This is a genomic window from Hydrogenovibrio sp. (assembly GCF_965140365.1).
GTDB lineage: Bacteria > Pseudomonadota > Gammaproteobacteria > Thiomicrospirales > Thiomicrospiraceae > Hydrogenovibrio.
This window is the reverse complement of sequence record NZ_OZ223196.1, coordinates 2,043,368-2,060,123: the sequence shown is the minus strand read 5'-3', so window position 1 is coordinate 2,060,123 and position 16,756 is coordinate 2,043,368. Positions and strand designations below refer to the sequence as shown.

The window sequence follows — 16,756 nt, the reverse complement described above, 5'->3', positions numbered from 1 at the left end:
AGGGTGTTTCGGAGTGCTGTTCCGAGCTTAAAGGTAAACACGTACGCCGCCGTAGAAATAGGTTCCGACATCCGACCCGAGGGCTTTATCGACTTTGGTGTCTAACATGTTGTCGATGCCGCCGAAAAAGTCGATGTTTTTCAAGGATTCGGGTGAGTAGCTGAGTTTCAAGTTGACCGGTGTATAAGCGTCTGCCGTTTTGCGTTGATTTTTCTCCGTGTAGTCTTGATCGCCCACATATTGCGCAATTAGCATGGTGCTGAATGAAGGGGTTACTTTATAGTCTACGGTTACGCTGTAAAGTTGCTCGGGTGTATATTCTAAACGCTTGTCGGTATCTTGGTTTTTGGTGTTCATGACATTGGCGTACAACTCTAGGCGAACTGGATCTATCAGTTGTTTACTTCCAGAAAACTCCAATCCTGTAATATCCACTTTGCTGGCATTGTTGAAGGTTCGGTAGTTTCCATTAGAATCGTCCGGTTGAATGCTGTCGGTAATTTGGTTTTGATAAATCGCCACATCATAAGACCAGTCTTTTCCGCTTCCCAGTAAACCGATTTCGTAGTTGTCGCTGTGTTCCGACTTCAGATCAAATGCAGTATTTTTACCATAAGCTGTGTCGATGACTTCCGCCCCCAGCAAGCGTTTAGAGTTCGGCATGAACCGGTTCATATACAGCTCTTGGCTGTCTGGCGCACGAAAACCTTGTGCATAACGCAGACGCAAATTGGCGGCGTTATTAAACTGATAGACACCGCCGGCATTGAAGGTTATGGCATCATCACTGCTTTTCCGATCGTCAAAGCGGACGCCGTATACAAATGATAAAGGATCCGTGGCTTGCCATTCGTGTTGCGCAAAGAGGGATGAGGTTTGGATGGTTTTGGTTTCGGTTGAACCGTCCGAGCTGAAGAAATCGGCTTTACGCTTGTCTTCCACATATTCGGCACCGACTAACACTCGGTTTTGTTCATTGGGGGTCCAGGTGGAAGACAATTGATGGTCTATTGCAATAGAACGGCCGGTTCCAGCCGTTGCGCCATCACTGGATTGTGATTCGGATGTGTATCCGAGTTGCTCCCACATCGGCGTGGTGATGGTGTCGTCTTTTTTGTAGTTAGACTGGCTGCTTTGCCAATTAATGGTGACGGTGTCAGAGGCTTTATAATCTGCGCCAATGCTAATGTCTGTACGTTCATTTTCCAGTTTTTGATGCGTTTCGACATTTAAAAAAGGAATTTTGAATCCGGGTTTTTTGGGGTTATTGATATTACTGCGATATGCATTGGCAATGGCCACTGCGTCACGTGATTCTTTCATATAAGATGCACTGAGTTTTAACATCAAATCCTGGGTAAAATCATAAGTCAGTTCACCGCCCACATTGAAAATTTGCGACGGCGCTTGATAAGTGACGTTTACATCGGTCGGGTGGCCGACATTACTCGGTGGCTGGCCGCCTTTTTGTAGCTGAGCTGTTTCTGTTTCAGTATAGGATTCGATATTTTGTGCGCTGAACCAAGCGCTGAATCCGGTCTTGCCACTGCGCCCTCGGAGGTCTCCTCCGATTTCGGTGATCGCTCCTTGTCCTTCTGAGTTCACTCCGCTTTGGCCGCTGATTGAGGCTTCAAATCCATCTTCTGGCTTTTTTGTGATGATATTGATCACGCCGCCAAGGGCGTCTGAACCATATAAAGCCCCGGCAGGCCCTTTGATGACTTCAATCCGTTCAATGCGGCTGGCAGGGATGCGGGTTGAATCGTAAAAATTACTGTATTCAGAGCCAATACGATGTCCATCAATCAACAATAAGGTGCCTTTGCCTCCCACGCCACGAATGGACATGCTACCGCCATTCGGCTGGACATAAACACCGGGGATATTATGAAATATATCCTTTAAGTTTTTGGCGTCAATGGCTTCAATTTGTGCCTGGGTAAAGACTTCGGTGGAAACTGGTGTTTTTGAAACTTCGCGTTCTGTTTTCGTGGCCGTAACCACAACTTCATTTAAGACTACATTTTGCGTTTCATTGGCAAACGCAGGCATTGCTGAGGCCATACATAACAATAGACTGCTTGTTTTTTTCATTTAAATTCCCTTAAGATCAATAGCATGGTTAACCCGTTGATGAAAGTGGTTGATGGCATTCGTTATAAAAAAACTTGATACGTTATAACGTAACAAGATAAGTGTTTTATTATATGCTAATGTAATTGATAATTGTTATTGTTATTTTTTATAAGGGTGTATTAAGCAATGTTGATAAGCTGCCCTAAAGGTGTAAGCCTTTGGATAAAACGACAGTTGTTGATAGAAGGGTGGTCGTCTAAACGAGGTGTTTGGGGGACGATAGATCCGTAAAAAAGAGGCCAGGCCTGGTGATTTTTCAGTGTGTTTGAAAAAGCGGTTTTCAGGCCTGGAGGTTTTACTGTATGGAATGTTTAAACTTAATGCTTTGCGCCTTGCGCGTGAGCCAATTTGGCTTGCAATTCACGTTCGGCTTGCGCGGCCGCTTCGTCAAAACCGTCTCTTTCCGGCCAGCCTTGGGTCTGTTGCAAGATGACTTCCGTCAAAGCACTGGTGTGGTCGTCACGGAAGTTGAGGGCGGGGATGTAGCTGAAGGTTTCGCCTCCGGCTTCTTCGAAATACTCTCGGTTTTCCTGGTCGATTTCTTCGATGGTTTCCAAGCAATCGGCGGAGAAGCCCGGGCAGATGACTTGCAGGTGTTTGACGCCTTTGGCCGGTAAGCCTTTCAAGGTGGCGTCGGTGTATGGTTTGACCCATTCTTCTTTACCGAACAGCGACTGGAAGGTCACCATGTAGTCGTCCGGGCCAATGCCGAGTTCTTCGGCGAGCAGTCGAGAGGTGGCGCGGCATTCGCATGGGTAAGGATCGCCGTTATCGAAATAACGTTTCGGGATACCGTGGTAGGACATCACCAGTAAATCCGGTTTTCCGTATTTTTCTTGGTGTTCGCGGATGCTGTTGGCCAGTGCTTTGATGTAGCCAGGGTGTTTGTGGTAATTGCGCACAAAACGCATTTCCGGAATCCAGCGCCAGGTTTGCAGTTCGGCGGTGACGGCATCGAAGGTGGAGGCCGTGGTGGCGCCGGCGTATTGCGGGTACAGTGGCAACACAATCAGACGCTGTACATTGCGTTCCTGCAAGGATTTCAGTGCATCGGCAATCGACGGATTGCCGTAACGCATGCCCAGTGCGAATTCAACGCGACCACTGAAATGGCCGCGCACCTTTTCTTCGATGTCGGCCAGCTGGCGATTGCTGATGTCCAGCAACGGCGAGCCTTCGCCGTAATGTCCCCAGACTTCTTCGTAGGCTTCGGCTGATTTCGCCGGGCGGGTGTTGAGAATAATAAGGTTCAGAATCAGTTTCCATAACCAGCGCGCCGGTGGCGGTTCCACGACGCGAGGATCCATCAGGAATTCTTTCAGGTAGGGTTTTAACGCTTCTTTGGTCGGGGCGTCGGGCGTGCCCAAGTTGGTAATCAGAACGCCGACGGCAGGCTCAGAGCCATGTTGATAAGCGGTGTAGTTTTTGTATTCCATAAAGGTTCCTGTACTGGTTCCGGATAAGCGTTTGCGCCATTTTAGACGTATTTCCGTCAGACGTAAACGGCTAGGCCGCTCCCTTTAAGTGGGAAGGGTGTTACTCTGTCAGAAAAGAGTATAATGGAATTGTATTAGTTGTACAATGTTGTATATGTTTTGTATAAATAATAAATTGTTGAAAATGCCATTTCCTAGGAAGCAAGGAGCTGATGATGCCGTTATCCACTGCTGAAGAAAAATTTCCGAGATTGAAAATTGCCGTTTCAGATTGTTTGCGTGGAACGGAGTGTCGTTATAACGGGGGTCATGCCCAAGATGATTTTATTAATCATCATTTGGCGAAGTACGCCGATTTTTTGCCTTTTTGTCCGGAGGCACCGGTTTTGGGCACGCCGCGTGAAACCATTCGTTTGGTGAATGTGGATGGCGATATTCGGGTTCGTGGCACGCGAACCGAGCAGGATGTGACCGACGGGATTCAGCACTATAACGAAAAAATGGTGCCGAAATTGTTGCAACAGGGAATTGACGGCGCCGTGGTGAAATCGCGGTCGCCGACGTGTGGTTTGGAACGCATTAAAATTTATCGTCCGAGCGGTGAATGGTTCGGATCACAAGATAAAATGGGGCAGGGAATGTTTACGGCCACTTTGCAACGTCAGGCACCGGGTTTGGCGGTGGAAGAGGAAGGCCGCTTGCAGGATGCCTGGTTGCGAGAGAATTTTATGATGCGGGTGTTTACCACCGCGCGTTGGCGAGTGTTTTTGGCAGACGAGCTGACCGTGGCGGATTTTCAAGCGTTTCATCGAGACCATAAATATCTGTTGTTGTCGAAATCGGAGGCCGTTTACCGGGAGATGGGGCCGATTGTCGCCGAGACCACTCAGGACAACCTGGCGGCGCAGCTGGAAGCCTACGAAGCCAAGTTACAGATTTTATTGGCGAACCGCTCGAAACGCGGTAGCGTGATTAATGTATTGGATCACCTTTACGGTTACTTTAAAAAGCAATTAACCGAGGAGGAAAAAACACATTATCGCGAAACGGTTGAGGAATTTCGCAGTGGCATTGTACCGTTGATTGCCGTGATTAAAGTGTTGCAACAGTTTTTGAGTCACTATGGCTCGGAATATTTGGAGACACAGGTGTTTTTTCATCCGTATCCGGCCGAGCTGGCCTTGCGTTCCCAAATTACCGCTTATCGATAGGAATGAAAACCGAATCCGTGGCTTTTTTACGACACTTTCGACTTTTTTTAAAAATACGAAAAATTAACAAGAATTTCGGTGGATTTTCCTTATAATGAAATTTCCTAAGTTTTTGACAAGTTTCATTTTTTTAAATGTTGGTCAGGGATTTGGGAGTTGTTTTATTTGTTAGAAAGGAAAAAGCATGTCAGATTTAGTTACAGGCACGGTTAAGTGGTTCAACGATGAGAAGGGCTTCGGCTTCATCGAGCAAGAGGGTGGAAAGGATGTGTTTGTACACTTCTCGGCCATTAACGGAACCGGTCGTAAAACATTGGCCGAAGGCCAAGCGGTTACAATGGAAGTGACACAAGGTCAAAAAGGACCACAAGCAGAGAACGTTACCCCGGTATAAGCTCTGTTTTAAACCATTCTTAAGCCCTTTTATTGGTTTTCAATCGAAGGGTTTTTTTGTTTCTGGGCATTCGCCTTTTGCGTTTTATTTCTTGGAAGCCGGCACCGGCTTTTTACATTTTCTTTTCTCTCTTTATATCGAATTGCTATAAATCTCTATTCATCCTTCACGTTTTCTACTTTGTGATGCACTGTCTTAAGTTGTGTGCCATTCGTGTTTTTGTTTTTTCATCTCCTTAAAAAGCCCGTTTAAAAGCGTTTCGTCGCTTTGTCTGTTTTTCCCGTCTGTTTTGATTTTAATTTAGTGAAAAATATTTTCATAAAATGAACAAAAAGTTCTTGAAATGAAAATGTCATTGTCTTAATATATGAATCAAAGTTTCTCAAGGGGAAAATAATGCAGCAAAATTCATATGTTTTAACCATTTCATGCCCTGACCGCGTGGGGATTGTCGCCAAGGTGTCGAGTTTTTTGGCAGAAAACAATTGCATGATCGCCGAGGCGAATCATCATGCGGATAGATATACCGGCCAGTTTTTTATGCGCAACGAAATCACCGATATTCAAATGGATGAGGCGGCATTTCGTGAGGCTTTCGCCAAAATCGCCGACGAGTTCGATATGAAGTGGCAGCTCAGCGCTTCAGAACGCAAAAAGCGTGTATTGATTATGGTGAGTAAGCAGGATCATTGTTTAGCGGATTTGTTATACCGCTGGAGCAGTGGCGAAATCGATTGCGAGATTCCATGCGTGATTTCCAACCATTTGGACATGAAGGGGTTGGTCGAATGGTACGGCATTCCCTATTTGCACATTCCGGTAACGCCTGAGAACAAACCACAGGTGTTTGACGAGGTCGTTAATTGGGTGGATCACTATCAAGCGGACACGATTGTGTTGGCGCGCTATATGCAAATCATCCCGCCGGCGTTATGCCAAAAATACCCAGGTCAGATTATCAATATCCACCACAGTTTCTTGCCGTCGTTTATTGGCGCCAAACCTTATCATCAGGCGTATGAACGTGGGGTGAAGCTGATTGGAGCGACTTGCCATTATGTCACTGAAGACCTCGATGCCGGGCCGATTATCGAGCAGGATGTCGCGCGGGTGTCGCACAGTGAGTCCGCCGAAGAAATGGTTGTGATGGGGAAAGACGTCGAGAAAAACGTATTGGCGCGTGGTTTGAAGTATCACTTGCAAGACCGTGTGTTGATTTACGGCAATAAAACCGTTGTGTTCGCTTAGGAGACTGGAATGCCACTTAGATTAATGAAATATGCCTGGAAGAAATCGGAAGACGAACCGCGTTTTTTCCCGGAAGAAAAGCCTTTGAAAAAGGCCTATGACGTCGTCATTATCGGCGGCGGAGGTCATGGAATGGCCTGTGCTTATTACCTGGCTAAAGAACACGGCATCACCAATGTGGCGGTTTTGGAACAAGGGTATATCGGTGGTGGAAATACCGGTCGTAATACCACCATTGTTCGCTCGAATTACCTGACCTCTGAAGGGGTTAAGTTCTACGACGAGAGTTTGAAATTGTTCGAAGACTTAAGCGACGACTTTGATTTGAACATCTTCTATTCGACACGCGGCCATTTTACGCTGGCGCACACAGATAGTGCGATGCGCACCATGAGATGGCGTGCTGAAGTGAACAAGCATCACGGTATCGACAGCGAAGTGGTGGATGTGGACACCATCAAAAAAGAAGTGCCTTACATGGACATGTCCTGTAACGGTCAGCACCCGGTGATGGGAGCCTTGTACCACGCGCCGGGCTCGGTGGCGCGTCATGATGCGGTGGCTTGGGGGTATGCTCGCGGCGCGCAAATGCGTGGGGTGGAAATTCACCAGAAAACGCAGGTGACGGACATTAAAACCCAAGGTGGAAAAGTCGTCGGCGTGGAAACAGACAAAGGGTTTGTCGAAGCCAAGAAAGTGATTTCGATGGTGGCCGGTTCCACACCGCGTATTACCGAAATGCTGGACATTAAAACCCCGATTGAAATTTTCCCGTTGCAGGCGTGTGTGACTGAACCGGTGAAGCCGTTTATGGACACGATTGTGGTCTCCGGTAGCTTGCACGTTTACGTCAGCCAATCGTCACGGGGTGAATTGGTCATGGGGGCGTCGGTGGATCCGGCGGAATTGCATTCGACTCGTTCGACCCTGGATTTTGTGGAAGGGTTGACTGACCAGATGATGGATTTTTTCCCCTTCACCAGCCGCTTGAAAATCATGCGTCAGTGGGCCGGGATGAGTGATATCACACCGGACTTCGCGCCGATTATGGGTAAAACCGATGTAGAAGGGTTTTATCTGGATGCCGGTTGGGGAACTTGGGGCTTTAAAGCGACGCCGGTCAGCGGCAAGACCATGGCGCATACCGTGGCCACGGATTCGACACATGAATTGATTAAACCGTTCAGTCTGGATCGCTACGCCAAGTTCGAATTGGTGGGTGAGAAAGGCGCGGCTTCAGTCGGTCATTAAGGAGACAGTATGAAATTTGTTACGTGTCCAAGTTTGGGAAGAAGAGCCTTGAGTGAGTTCACTTACGGTGGGCGACTCGAACGTGAGCCGGATCAGGAAACGGTGTCGGAAGCGGATTGGGCAGATTATGTTTTTTACCATAACGGAGCGCCGAAAACGCAATCCGAATGGTGGTATCACCGTCCGACGGGCATCTGGTTTTTATTTGAACGAAATACGTTGACCGATCAAATCACACAGGTCGATTTTGCGAATAAAGGAATTGCACATGAAGCTTAGACTCGCGCCACAGCCATTGGAATGGATTGATCGCAAAGCGTCGGTGACCTTCGAATTTGAAGGGCAGCCGGTCAAAGGTTTCAAAGGCGATGTCATCAGCAGCGCTTTATGGGCCGAGGGCACGAAAGTGTTGGGTCGCAGTTTTAAATACCACCGTCGTCGCGGTGTGATGAGCTTGGCCAACCACGATGTGAATGCCTTGTTTCAGGCCGAGGACAGACCGAATGTCCGCGGCGATGTCGTCACACCGGAAAACGGTATGGCGTTGACCGCCGTCAATACCTTCGGATCCTTGGCGAATGATAAAGGCGCGATGGTGGAGTGGATCGGTAAATTTCTGCCGGTCGGTTTCTACTATAAAGCCTTCTATTCGCCGAAGTTTCTGTTCCCGAAATGGGAGCGTTTGATTCGCGAAATGGCAGGCCTGGGCAAAGTGGATACAAGTTGGACCGAAGAGCGTAAGCCAAAACGCTATCGTCACTATGACGTCGCCGTCATCGGCGCCGGGCCTTCCGGTATGGCCGCCGCCATTCAGGCCGCCAAGCAAGGCGTGGATGTTTGTTTGATCGATGAGAATCCGCACATCGGCGGTTCGTTGGATTATCAGTTTGTAAACGAAAGCGCACAAACGCTGAATCGTCATTATTTAAAAGAAACGGTTGAAAAGACACCCAATATTGATGTGATTACATCGGCTTATGTGGCGGGCTATTACGGCGACCATTGGTTGTCGATCAATACCGATGACGGTTTGATTAAGTTGGCGGCTCAGTCGGTGGTGGTGGCCACAGGCGTGTTCGAGCAGCCGGCGGTGTTCCGTAATAACGATTTACCGGGCGTGATGAATGCCTCAGCCGCGCAACGCATGATGGCACGCTATGCCGTGGCACCTTGCGCCGAATCGGTGGTGCTGACCGCCAATGCTGAAGGCTATCGTGCCGCACTGGATCTGCATCAGAACGGTTTGGTGGTGAAGGCGATTATCGATACCGGGCGCACCGAGGGTGAGTGGGTCGAACAAGCCAAGCAAGCCGGCATGGTGGTGTACGAAAACGCGGAGATGGTGGAAGCGCTTGGGCGCAAACAACTGGAAGGTGTGATTTTCAAAACCAACGGCACCGAAAAGCGGTTGTTGTGTGACGGCTTATTGATGAGTGTGGGCTGGGCACCGGCTGGCGCACCTTTGTATCAAGCAGGTGCCAAATTCGGTTACAACGCTACCCTGGAGCAGTTGCTGCCGGTGACGTTACCGGAAGGCGTGTTCGCCTGTGGCCGCATCAACGGTGTTTTCGATATTGAAAACCGTATCAAGGACGGCGAACAAGCCGGTCTGGCCGCGGCGCTATCTATGAAAGGTCAGGCATTACCGGAAGCTGAAGATTTCCGTGCCGCAGAAGCACATTCGCATCCGTACCCGATTTGGGCGCACCCAAAGGGAAAGAATTCGTCGACTTCGATGAAGACATTCAGATCAAGGACTTGAAAGGCGCGATCGCGCAAGGGTTCGACAATATCGAGTTGATGAAGCGGTTTTCCACCATCGGTATGGGGCCGAGCCAAGGCAAGCACAGCAATATGAACGGCATTCGCATGTTGGCGAAACTGACGGGGAAAACCATCGATCAAACCGGTTCGACCACCGCAAGACCGATGTTCCACCCAACGCCGGTCTCGCACTTGGGCGGGATGCGTTTCCGTCCGGAACGTTTGACGCCGATCCATGCGTTTCACGAAGAAGAAAACGCCTGTTTTATGGAAGCCGGTAACTGGTTGAGACCGGAATATTATCCAACCGAAATGACCCGTGAAGCCTCGATTCAGGCTGAAGTGCAAGCGGTACGGAATTCCATCGGTTTGATTGACGTTTCGACGCTGGGCAAGCTGGATGTTTTCGGACGGGATGCCGGGGAGTTGATGGACCGACTGTACACCATGCGCATGTCGAATATGGCGATTGGCGCCAGTCGTTATGCCTTGATGGTGGACGATTCCGGTGTGGTCATCGACGACGGTGTCGCGATTCGCTATTCCGACGAACATTTTTATGTGACCACCACGACATCGACTTCGGATTCGGCCTACCGCTTGATTCAGAAAAAAGTCATCGAGTGGGGCTTGAAGGTCACGGTATTGAACCGCACCGGGCAGATTGGTGCCATGAACCTGGCCGGTCCGAACAGCCGCAAGATTCTGGAACAGCTTTGTGATATTGATTTATCGACGGAAGCCTTCCCGTATCTGGCGATGCGCCAAGGCAAAATGCTGGGGTTGGATGTCACCTTGATTCGGGTCGGTTTCGTGGGCGAATTGGGGTATGAAATCCATACCGATTCGCAATCGGCACTGACCATTTGGAAGGCGCTGATGAGTGCCGGTCAAACCTATGGCATCAAACCGTTCGGTGTGGAAGCGCAACGGCAGTTGCGTTTGGAGAAAGGCCACATCATTGTCGGCCAGGATACCGATGGCTTGACCAATCCGTTCGAGGCCAATATGCCATGGGCGGTGCATTTCAAAAAACCGTATTTCCTCGGCAAACCGAGTTTGGTGAGATTGAAAGAAACCAAGATGCGTACCTTGGTTGGGTTCGAATTGTTGTCTGACAACCCGAACGACCAGCCGCTGGAGTCGAATCTTGTGATTGAAGCCGACGAGATGATTGGGCGTGTGACCAGTATCGGTCGCAGTGCCACACTGAAAAAGGTCATCGGTTTGGCGATGATTTCAACCGATTATTCAATGGCGAATAATGTGCTGAGCATCAAATTGACCGACGGTCGATTTGTGAAGGCAAAAGTGGTTAAAACCCCTTTCTATGATCCGGAAGGGTTAATGCAAAAACCGGACGAAACGGCAGAAGGAGACGCGGCATGAGTTTACAGATTACACCGAAGACAATGCCGACTCTAATGCATTTTCGCGGGGAAGGCCTTAATGATGTTTTGGCTTCCTTCGGGGCGTCAGGCCTGGACGTTTTTCAATATCAATCGGTGGCGAAAGACCAATTCGTCGCCAAATTGGGTGAAGAAGAACTCTATGTCTGCGTTGAACAACCGTTGGAAGCTGTATCCGAAAATAACCAATATGCATTCCAAAGAGGGGATGCGATTTTTGAACTGTCGGGTAACTGGAAAGCTTTGATGTCGGAAGTGTGTATTTACGACTTCCGTCAAAGTCAGCCGGGTGATTTCCTGATGGTCTCGATTGCGGGTGTCTCGGCCTGGCTGTTGGTTCCAGAAGCCGATGCACCGCTCATTCTGGGGTGTGATCCGACTTTCGGGCACTACTTCCAGGAAACCTTGAGCCAGCAAATACAAAAATCCCCTTTTTTAAAAATGGAGTGCCAAGATGACGATTGAAGAAGCCAAAAAATTCCTTGAAGACAACCAGATTAAATACATTCTGGCCCAGTTTGTCGATATTCACGGTGTCGCCAAAACCAAGTCGGTTCCGGCCAGTTGCCTGGAGTCGATTGTGGAAGACGGTGCCGGGTTTGCCGGGTTCGCCGTCTGGGGCTTGGGCATGGAACCGCATGATGGCGATTATATGGCCAAAGCGGATTTAAGCACTTTGAGTATCGTCCCTTGGCAACCGGGGTATGCGCGTGTGGCCTGTACCGGTCACGTCCATGACAAGCCTTACGAATACGATACGCGCCACATCATGTTGAAACAAATCGAGCGTTTGAGCGAAAAAGGCTGGACCTTGAACACCGGGATCGAACCGGAATTCAGTTTGCTGAAACGCAATGAAGACGGGCATTTGATGCCGTATGACGAAAGCGATACCTTGGACAAGCCGTGTTACGACTATAAAGGCCTATCGCGTTCCCGTGCGTTTTTGGAAAAATTCGTCGATTCCCTGCAGCAGGTCGGATTCGATGTTTATCAGATTGACCACGAAGACGCCAACGGTCAGTTCGAAATCAACTACACCTATTCCGACGCGAAAACTTCGGCGGACCGCATCACCTTTGTGCGCATGGCCGGCAGCGAAATCGCCAATGAAATGGGCATGATTTGCTCCTTTATGCCGAAGCCGAACGCCAACCGCACCGGGAACGGGTTCCATTTCCACTTGTCGATTACCGATGACCAGGGAAATAACCTGTTCAAAGACGATTCCGACAAAAACAACATGGGATTGTCGGAACTGGCCTATGACTTCCTGGGTGGCCTGATGCACCACGCGAAAGCTTTGTGTGCGTTTGCCGCGCCGACCGTCAATTCTTACAAGCGTTTGGTCGTCGGGCGTTCGCTGTCCGGCGCGACCTGGGCACCGGCGTTTATCAGCTACGGGGATAACAACCGTTCGGCGATGGTGCGTGTGCCTTATGGACGTTTGGAGTTCCGTTTGCCTGATACCGGGTGTAACCCGTATCTGGTGACCGCAGCCATTATCGCCGCCGGTTTGGACGGTGTGGCGAAAAAATTGAACCCGGGCGAGCCGCAAAACATCAACCACTACGGCTTGTCGTTGGATGAAATCAAGGCGAGAGGGATTGATACCCTGCCGCAATCCTTGTCGGAAGCCTTGGACGAGTTGGAAGAAGATTCATTATTCGTTGAGCAGTTCGGCGAAAACTTCATGAAAGAATTTATTGATATCAAACGCATGGAATGGGTTGAGTACCAGCGCCATGTGTCCGATTGGGAATTAAACCGTTATGCAGAGTATTTTTAAAGGAGAAGGCTCATGTGTGGAATTGTAGGGTTATATTTAAAAAACAGCGCACTTGAGAGTCAACTCGGCAAGCTGTTCGAGCCGATGCTGATTGCCATGACTGGTCGTGGACCGGACAGTGCCGGGTTTGCGATTTACGGGGACGAAGTGTCCGACGATATGATCAAGTTAACGCTTCAGCATGAAGACGAGCATTATCCTTGGCATATGTTGGCCGAAAAGCTTGAAGAAACCTATAGCACGCCGGTTTCGGTGATGCACAACGCCAATGCAGCGGTGCTGAAAATGAAAGCCGAAGAAGCATCGGTACGTGAAACCATTGCTGAATTCGATCCGACGGTTCGCATTATGAGCGTGGGGCGTTCCATTGAAATTTTGAAAGAAGTCGGCTTGCCGGAAAATATCGCCGAGCGTTTCAATTTGGCGGGCATGAAAGGGTCGCATATTGTGGGCCACACCCGTATGGCCACCGAAAGTGGCGTGACGATGGAAGGGTCGCATCCGTTTTCGACCGGGATGGATTTGTGTCTGGTGCACAACGGTTCCTTGTCGAACCATAACCGTTTGCGAGAAGAGCTGGAACACAAAGGTATCCAATTCGAAACCGAAAACGATTCCGAAGTGGCGGCCGGTTACCTGACCTGGCGTTTGCGTGAAGGCGCCAGCGTAAAAGAAGCGTTGGAAGGTGCCATCGAAGATTTGGACGGCTTTTTCACCTTCACGGTCGGAACCAAAGACGGCTTTGCGGTGGTACGTGATCCAATCGCGTGTAAGCCAGCGGTCATGGCGGAAACGGATGATTACGTGGCCATGGCGTCTGAATATCATGCGCTGTCCTCTTTGCCGGGCATCGAGAACGCCAAATTGTGGGAACCGGATCCAGGAAAAGTGTATTTCTGGGGTAAAGGCTGAGTTGAGAAACAAACGAGAGCTTTGCAGGAGGTGGATGCACGGATAAAAATGGCTAAAATTTCCCTGAATGTCGTTGAAAAACTGGCGAATAGCTCGCTATTCGCTGCGTTTTCCGCCTAATTCAGAAAAATTTTATCTCATTTTTCTATCGCGCCCCACTCATGCAAAGCTCTCAAAACGAATAAGAAAAAGGAATTGCCATGGAATTTGATTTGAAAACACAAACGGTCCGAGAGGTGAATCAAGCCTTGCACGATTTGCCAAAAGACAAACCCAGTGAGGTGGTGGTAAACGGTATCAGCGGTGACCATAACTTGGCGGTTGGTATGGACCAGCCTGCGAAAATTACCTTGAATGGTAATGCCGGTTACTACTGCGCCGGTATGAATAAAGAAGCGGAAATCATTGTTAACGGTAACGCCGGTCAAGGCGTGGCGGAAAACATGATGTCCGGTAAGGTTCACGTGAAAGGCAATGCCAGCCAATCGGCCGCCGCCACGGCGCATGGTGGCCTGTTGGTGGTGGACGGTGATGCGGCGGCCCGTTGCGGTATTTCCATGAAAGGCGTCAATATTGTTGTAAAAGGCTCGGTCGGTCACATGAGTGCCTTTATGGGGCAATCAGGGTGTTTGGTCGTATGTGGCGATGCCGGTGAAGCCTTGGGGGATTCCTTGTATGAAGCCCATTTGTATGTCAAAGGCACCGTTGAGTCTTTGGGAGCGGATTGTATTCAAAAAGAGATGCGTCCAGAGCATATCGAAGAACTTTCCGCATTGTTGAAAGAAGCCGGTTGCGATGAAGATCCGCACAGCTTTACCCGTTACGGTTCGGCTCGCCAGCTTTACACCTTTAAAGTCGATAACGCCTCGGCGTATTAAGGCATTAACCTAATTGCAAGGAGTCAGATATGACGATGAAACAACCTGGATTAATCGAATCCGCAACTTTTAGCCGTGACGTAATTCATGAAATTCAACGTGCCGCGGAAACGGGTATTTATGACATTCGCGGGTTTGGTGCGAAGCGTAAGGTGCCGCATTTCGATGATTTATTGTTCCTAGGGGCCAGTATGTCGCGTTACCCATTGGAAGGTTACCGTGAGAAGTGCGGTACCGATGTCACTTTGGGGACACGTTTTGCCAAAAAACCGATTAAGTTGGATATTCCTGTGACCATCGCCGGGATGAGCTTTGGGGCTTTGTCCGCCAACGCGAAGGAGTCGCTTGGGCGTGGTGCGAACATGGTTGGCACCAGTACCACCACCGGTGACGGCGGGATGACGCCGGAAGAGCGACAAACCTCCAAAACGTTGGTCTATCAGTATTTGCCGTCTCGTTATGGGATGAACCCGGATGATTTGCGTAAAGCCGATGCCATTGAGGTGGTCTTGGGGCAGGGCGCTAAGCCGGGCGGTGGCGGGATGTTGCTGGGGCAGAAAATTACCGACCGTGTTGCACAGATGCGTAACCTGCCGAAAGGCATTGACCAACGCAGTGCCTGTCGTCACCCGGATTGGACTGGCCCGGACGATTTGGCGATTAAGATTCAAGAACTGCGTGAAATCACCGATTGGCAAGTACCGATTTACATTAAAGTGGGGGCGACCCGCACTTACTACGACGTGAAGCTGGCGGTGAAAGCCGGTGCCGATGTGATTGTCTTGGACGGCATGCAAGGTGGGACGGCGGCGACGCAGGATGTCTTCATCGAACACGTCGGGATTCCGACTATGGCGGCGATTCCACAAGCGGTGCGCGCTTTGCAGGAAATGGACATGCACCGTAAGGTTCAATTGATTGTTTCCGGCGGGATTCGCAGTGGTGCCGATGTGGCCAAAGCCATGGCATTGGGTGCCGATGCGGTTGCGATTGGGACGGCGGCACTGGTCGCGTTGGGCTGTAACCATCCGAAATGGGACGCCGAGTATCAAAAAATCGGTTCGGCGGCCGGTTTCTACGACGATTATCATGAAGGTAAATGCCCGGCGGGTATTTCCACGCAAGACACGGAATTGGCGGCGCGTTTGAACCCGGAAGAAGCCGGTAAACGTTTGGCTAACTATTTGAATGTGTTGACCATGGAAGCGCAAACACTGGCACGTGCCTGTGGTAAGTCTCACTTGCATAATCTGGAACCGGAAGATCTGGTGGCCTTGAATGTGGAAGCGGCCGCGATGGCAGGTGTGCCTTTAGCGGGTACGGACTGGGTTCCGGGTAAATCAAACTATTAAAAGGTTGAGCCATGAGCGCACAGATTATTGACGGTAAGGTCGTCTCAAAAGCGGTTCGCGACAAAATCAAAGATCAGGTCGATATGCGTTTATCGCAGGGCCTGAGAGCGCCAGGCCTGGCCGTTATTCTGATTGGTGACGATCCGGCCTCATCGGTTTATGTGAACAATAAGAAACGGGCGTGTGAGGAAGTGGGCTTTGTGTCCAAATCCTGGCATTTGTCCTCTTCGACCACGCAAGCCGAGCTGTTGGAGTTGATTCGTCAATTGAACGATGACTGTTCGATTGACGGGATTTTGGTTCAATTGCCCTTGCCGAATCACATTGAAGCTGAAACCGTGATTGAAGCCATTCATCCCGACAAAGATGTCGATGGGTTTCATCCGTATAACATCGGTCGTTTGACGGTGCGAATGCCCACCTTGCGTCCCTGCACACCGTACGGTTGTATGACGTTGTTAAATCATTATGGTTTATCCGCCAAAGGCAAGCATGCGGTGATTGTGGGCGCCTCCAATATTGTCGGGCGTCCGATGTCGCTGGAATTATTGTTGGCGGGTGCGACAACGACGGTATGCCATCGGTTTACCGACGATTTGAAAGGGCACGTTGCCATGGCCGATATTTTGGTGGTGGCGGTCGGGAAACCGGGCTTTATTCCGGCGGATTGGTTGAAACCGGGCTGCATTGTCATTGATGTGGGCATTAATCGTTTGGAAGACGGTTCTTTGACCGGGGATGTTGAAAAAACCGCGTTAGACGTGGCCGGGTATGTGACACCTGTGCCGGGTGGTGTGGGGCCGATGACCATTGCAACTCTGCTGGAAAATACTTTGATTGCCTGCGAGCGACATCAACTGTCTTAAAAATGATGGTTTCTTCATAAGTTTGTATTTTTCGTTTCGTTTGCCGTGTTAGCCATTTCATGAGTGTGGCGCACGGCTTTTTTTGTTTTAGGCGGTTAGGCTTTTTTGAT

The 16,756-nt window shown here is 49.7% G+C and carries 15 protein-coding genes; 13 read left to right on the top strand and 2 right to left on the bottom strand.

From position 1 onward, the window contains the following. Window positions 1-27: 27 nt before the first annotated feature. On the bottom strand, window positions 28-2,094 hold the full coding sequence (locus tag AC0KH7_RS09815; protein ID WP_472372958.1) for a TonB-dependent receptor plug domain-containing protein: 2,067 nt from the start codon (window positions 2,092-2,094) through the stop codon (window positions 28-30). 359 nt (window positions 2,095-2,453) lie between these two features. Continuing rightward, a complete protein-coding gene (gene hemH, locus AC0KH7_RS09810; protein ID WP_472372956.1) occupies window positions 2,454-3,572 on the bottom strand; it encodes a ferrochelatase in 1,119 nt (372 codons plus the stop codon). Between the two features lie 212 nt (window positions 3,573-3,784). Between hemH and AC0KH7_RS09805 the strand changes: the two genes are divergently transcribed. The 13 genes from AC0KH7_RS09805 (at window position 3,785) to folD (ending at window position 16,646) form a co-directional block, all read left to right on the top strand. Beyond that, complete coding sequence (locus tag AC0KH7_RS09805; RefSeq protein ID WP_472372954.1) at window positions 3,785-4,783, top strand: YbgA family protein; 999 nt, start codon at window positions 3,785-3,787, stop codon at window positions 4,781-4,783. Window positions 4,784-4,967: 184 nt separating this feature from the next. Beyond that, window positions 4,968-5,177 carry a cold-shock protein gene (locus tag AC0KH7_RS09800; RefSeq protein ID WP_068649486.1) on the top strand — a complete coding sequence of 70 codons (210 nt, stop codon included), beginning with the start codon at window positions 4,968-4,970 and terminating at the stop codon, window positions 5,175-5,177. Window positions 5,178-5,573: 396 nt separating this feature from the next. Next, a complete protein-coding gene (gene purU, locus AC0KH7_RS09795; protein ID WP_472372952.1) occupies window positions 5,574-6,425 on the top strand; it encodes a formyltetrahydrofolate deformylase in 852 nt (283 codons plus the stop codon). Window positions 6,426-6,434: 9 nt separating this feature from the next. Beyond that, window positions 6,435-7,676: an FAD-dependent oxidoreductase gene (locus AC0KH7_RS09790; protein ID WP_472372950.1), complete on the top strand. Its 1,242-nt coding sequence runs from the start codon at window positions 6,435-6,437 to the stop codon at window positions 7,674-7,676. A 9-nt stretch (window positions 7,677-7,685) separates the two neighbouring features. Then, a complete protein-coding gene (locus tag AC0KH7_RS09785) occupies window positions 7,686-7,955 on the top strand; it encodes a sarcosine oxidase subunit delta (RefSeq protein ID WP_068649480.1) in 270 nt (89 codons plus the stop codon). Further along, complete coding sequence (locus AC0KH7_RS09780) at window positions 7,945-9,438, top strand: 2Fe-2S iron-sulfur cluster-binding protein (RefSeq protein ID WP_472372948.1); 1,494 nt, start codon at window positions 7,945-7,947, stop codon at window positions 9,436-9,438. Before AC0KH7_RS09785 ends, AC0KH7_RS09780 begins: the two co-directional genes overlap by 11 nt. Next, a complete protein-coding gene (locus AC0KH7_RS09775; RefSeq protein WP_472372946.1) occupies window positions 9,375-10,829 on the top strand; it encodes a glycine cleavage T C-terminal barrel domain-containing protein in 1,455 nt (484 codons plus the stop codon). The genes AC0KH7_RS09780 and AC0KH7_RS09775 overlap by 64 nt, the downstream gene beginning before the upstream one ends. Further along, on the top strand, window positions 10,826-11,314 hold the full coding sequence (locus AC0KH7_RS09770; RefSeq protein WP_128385325.1) for a hypothetical protein: 489 nt from the start codon (window positions 10,826-10,828) through the stop codon (window positions 11,312-11,314). Before AC0KH7_RS09775 ends, AC0KH7_RS09770 begins: the two co-directional genes overlap by 4 nt. Further along, on the top strand, window positions 11,304-12,638 hold the full coding sequence (gene glnT / locus AC0KH7_RS09765; protein WP_127119283.1) for a type III glutamate--ammonia ligase: 1,335 nt from the start codon (window positions 11,304-11,306) through the stop codon (window positions 12,636-12,638). Before AC0KH7_RS09770 ends, glnT begins: the two co-directional genes overlap by 11 nt. A 12-nt stretch (window positions 12,639-12,650) precedes the next feature. After that, entirely contained in the window at window positions 12,651-13,550 is a 900-nt protein-coding gene (locus AC0KH7_RS09760; protein ID WP_472372944.1) for a class II glutamine amidotransferase, read from the top strand. A gap of 200 nt (window positions 13,551-13,750) precedes the next feature. Next, window positions 13,751-14,428: a protein glxC gene (locus AC0KH7_RS09755; protein ID WP_472372942.1), complete on the top strand. Its 678-nt coding sequence runs from the start codon at window positions 13,751-13,753 to the stop codon at window positions 14,426-14,428. A 29-nt stretch (window positions 14,429-14,457) separates the two neighbouring features. Continuing rightward, window positions 14,458-15,780 (top strand): FMN-binding glutamate synthase family protein, encoded by a 1,323-nt coding sequence (locus AC0KH7_RS09750; protein WP_472372940.1) that lies wholly within the window; start codon window positions 14,458-14,460, stop codon window positions 15,778-15,780. 11 nt (window positions 15,781-15,791) lie between these two features. Then, window positions 15,792-16,646 carry a bifunctional methylenetetrahydrofolate dehydrogenase/methenyltetrahydrofolate cyclohydrolase FolD gene (gene folD, locus AC0KH7_RS09745; protein WP_472372939.1) on the top strand — a complete coding sequence of 285 codons (855 nt, stop codon included), beginning with the start codon at window positions 15,792-15,794 and terminating at the stop codon, window positions 16,644-16,646. Window positions 16,647-16,756: the final 110 nt, after the last annotated feature.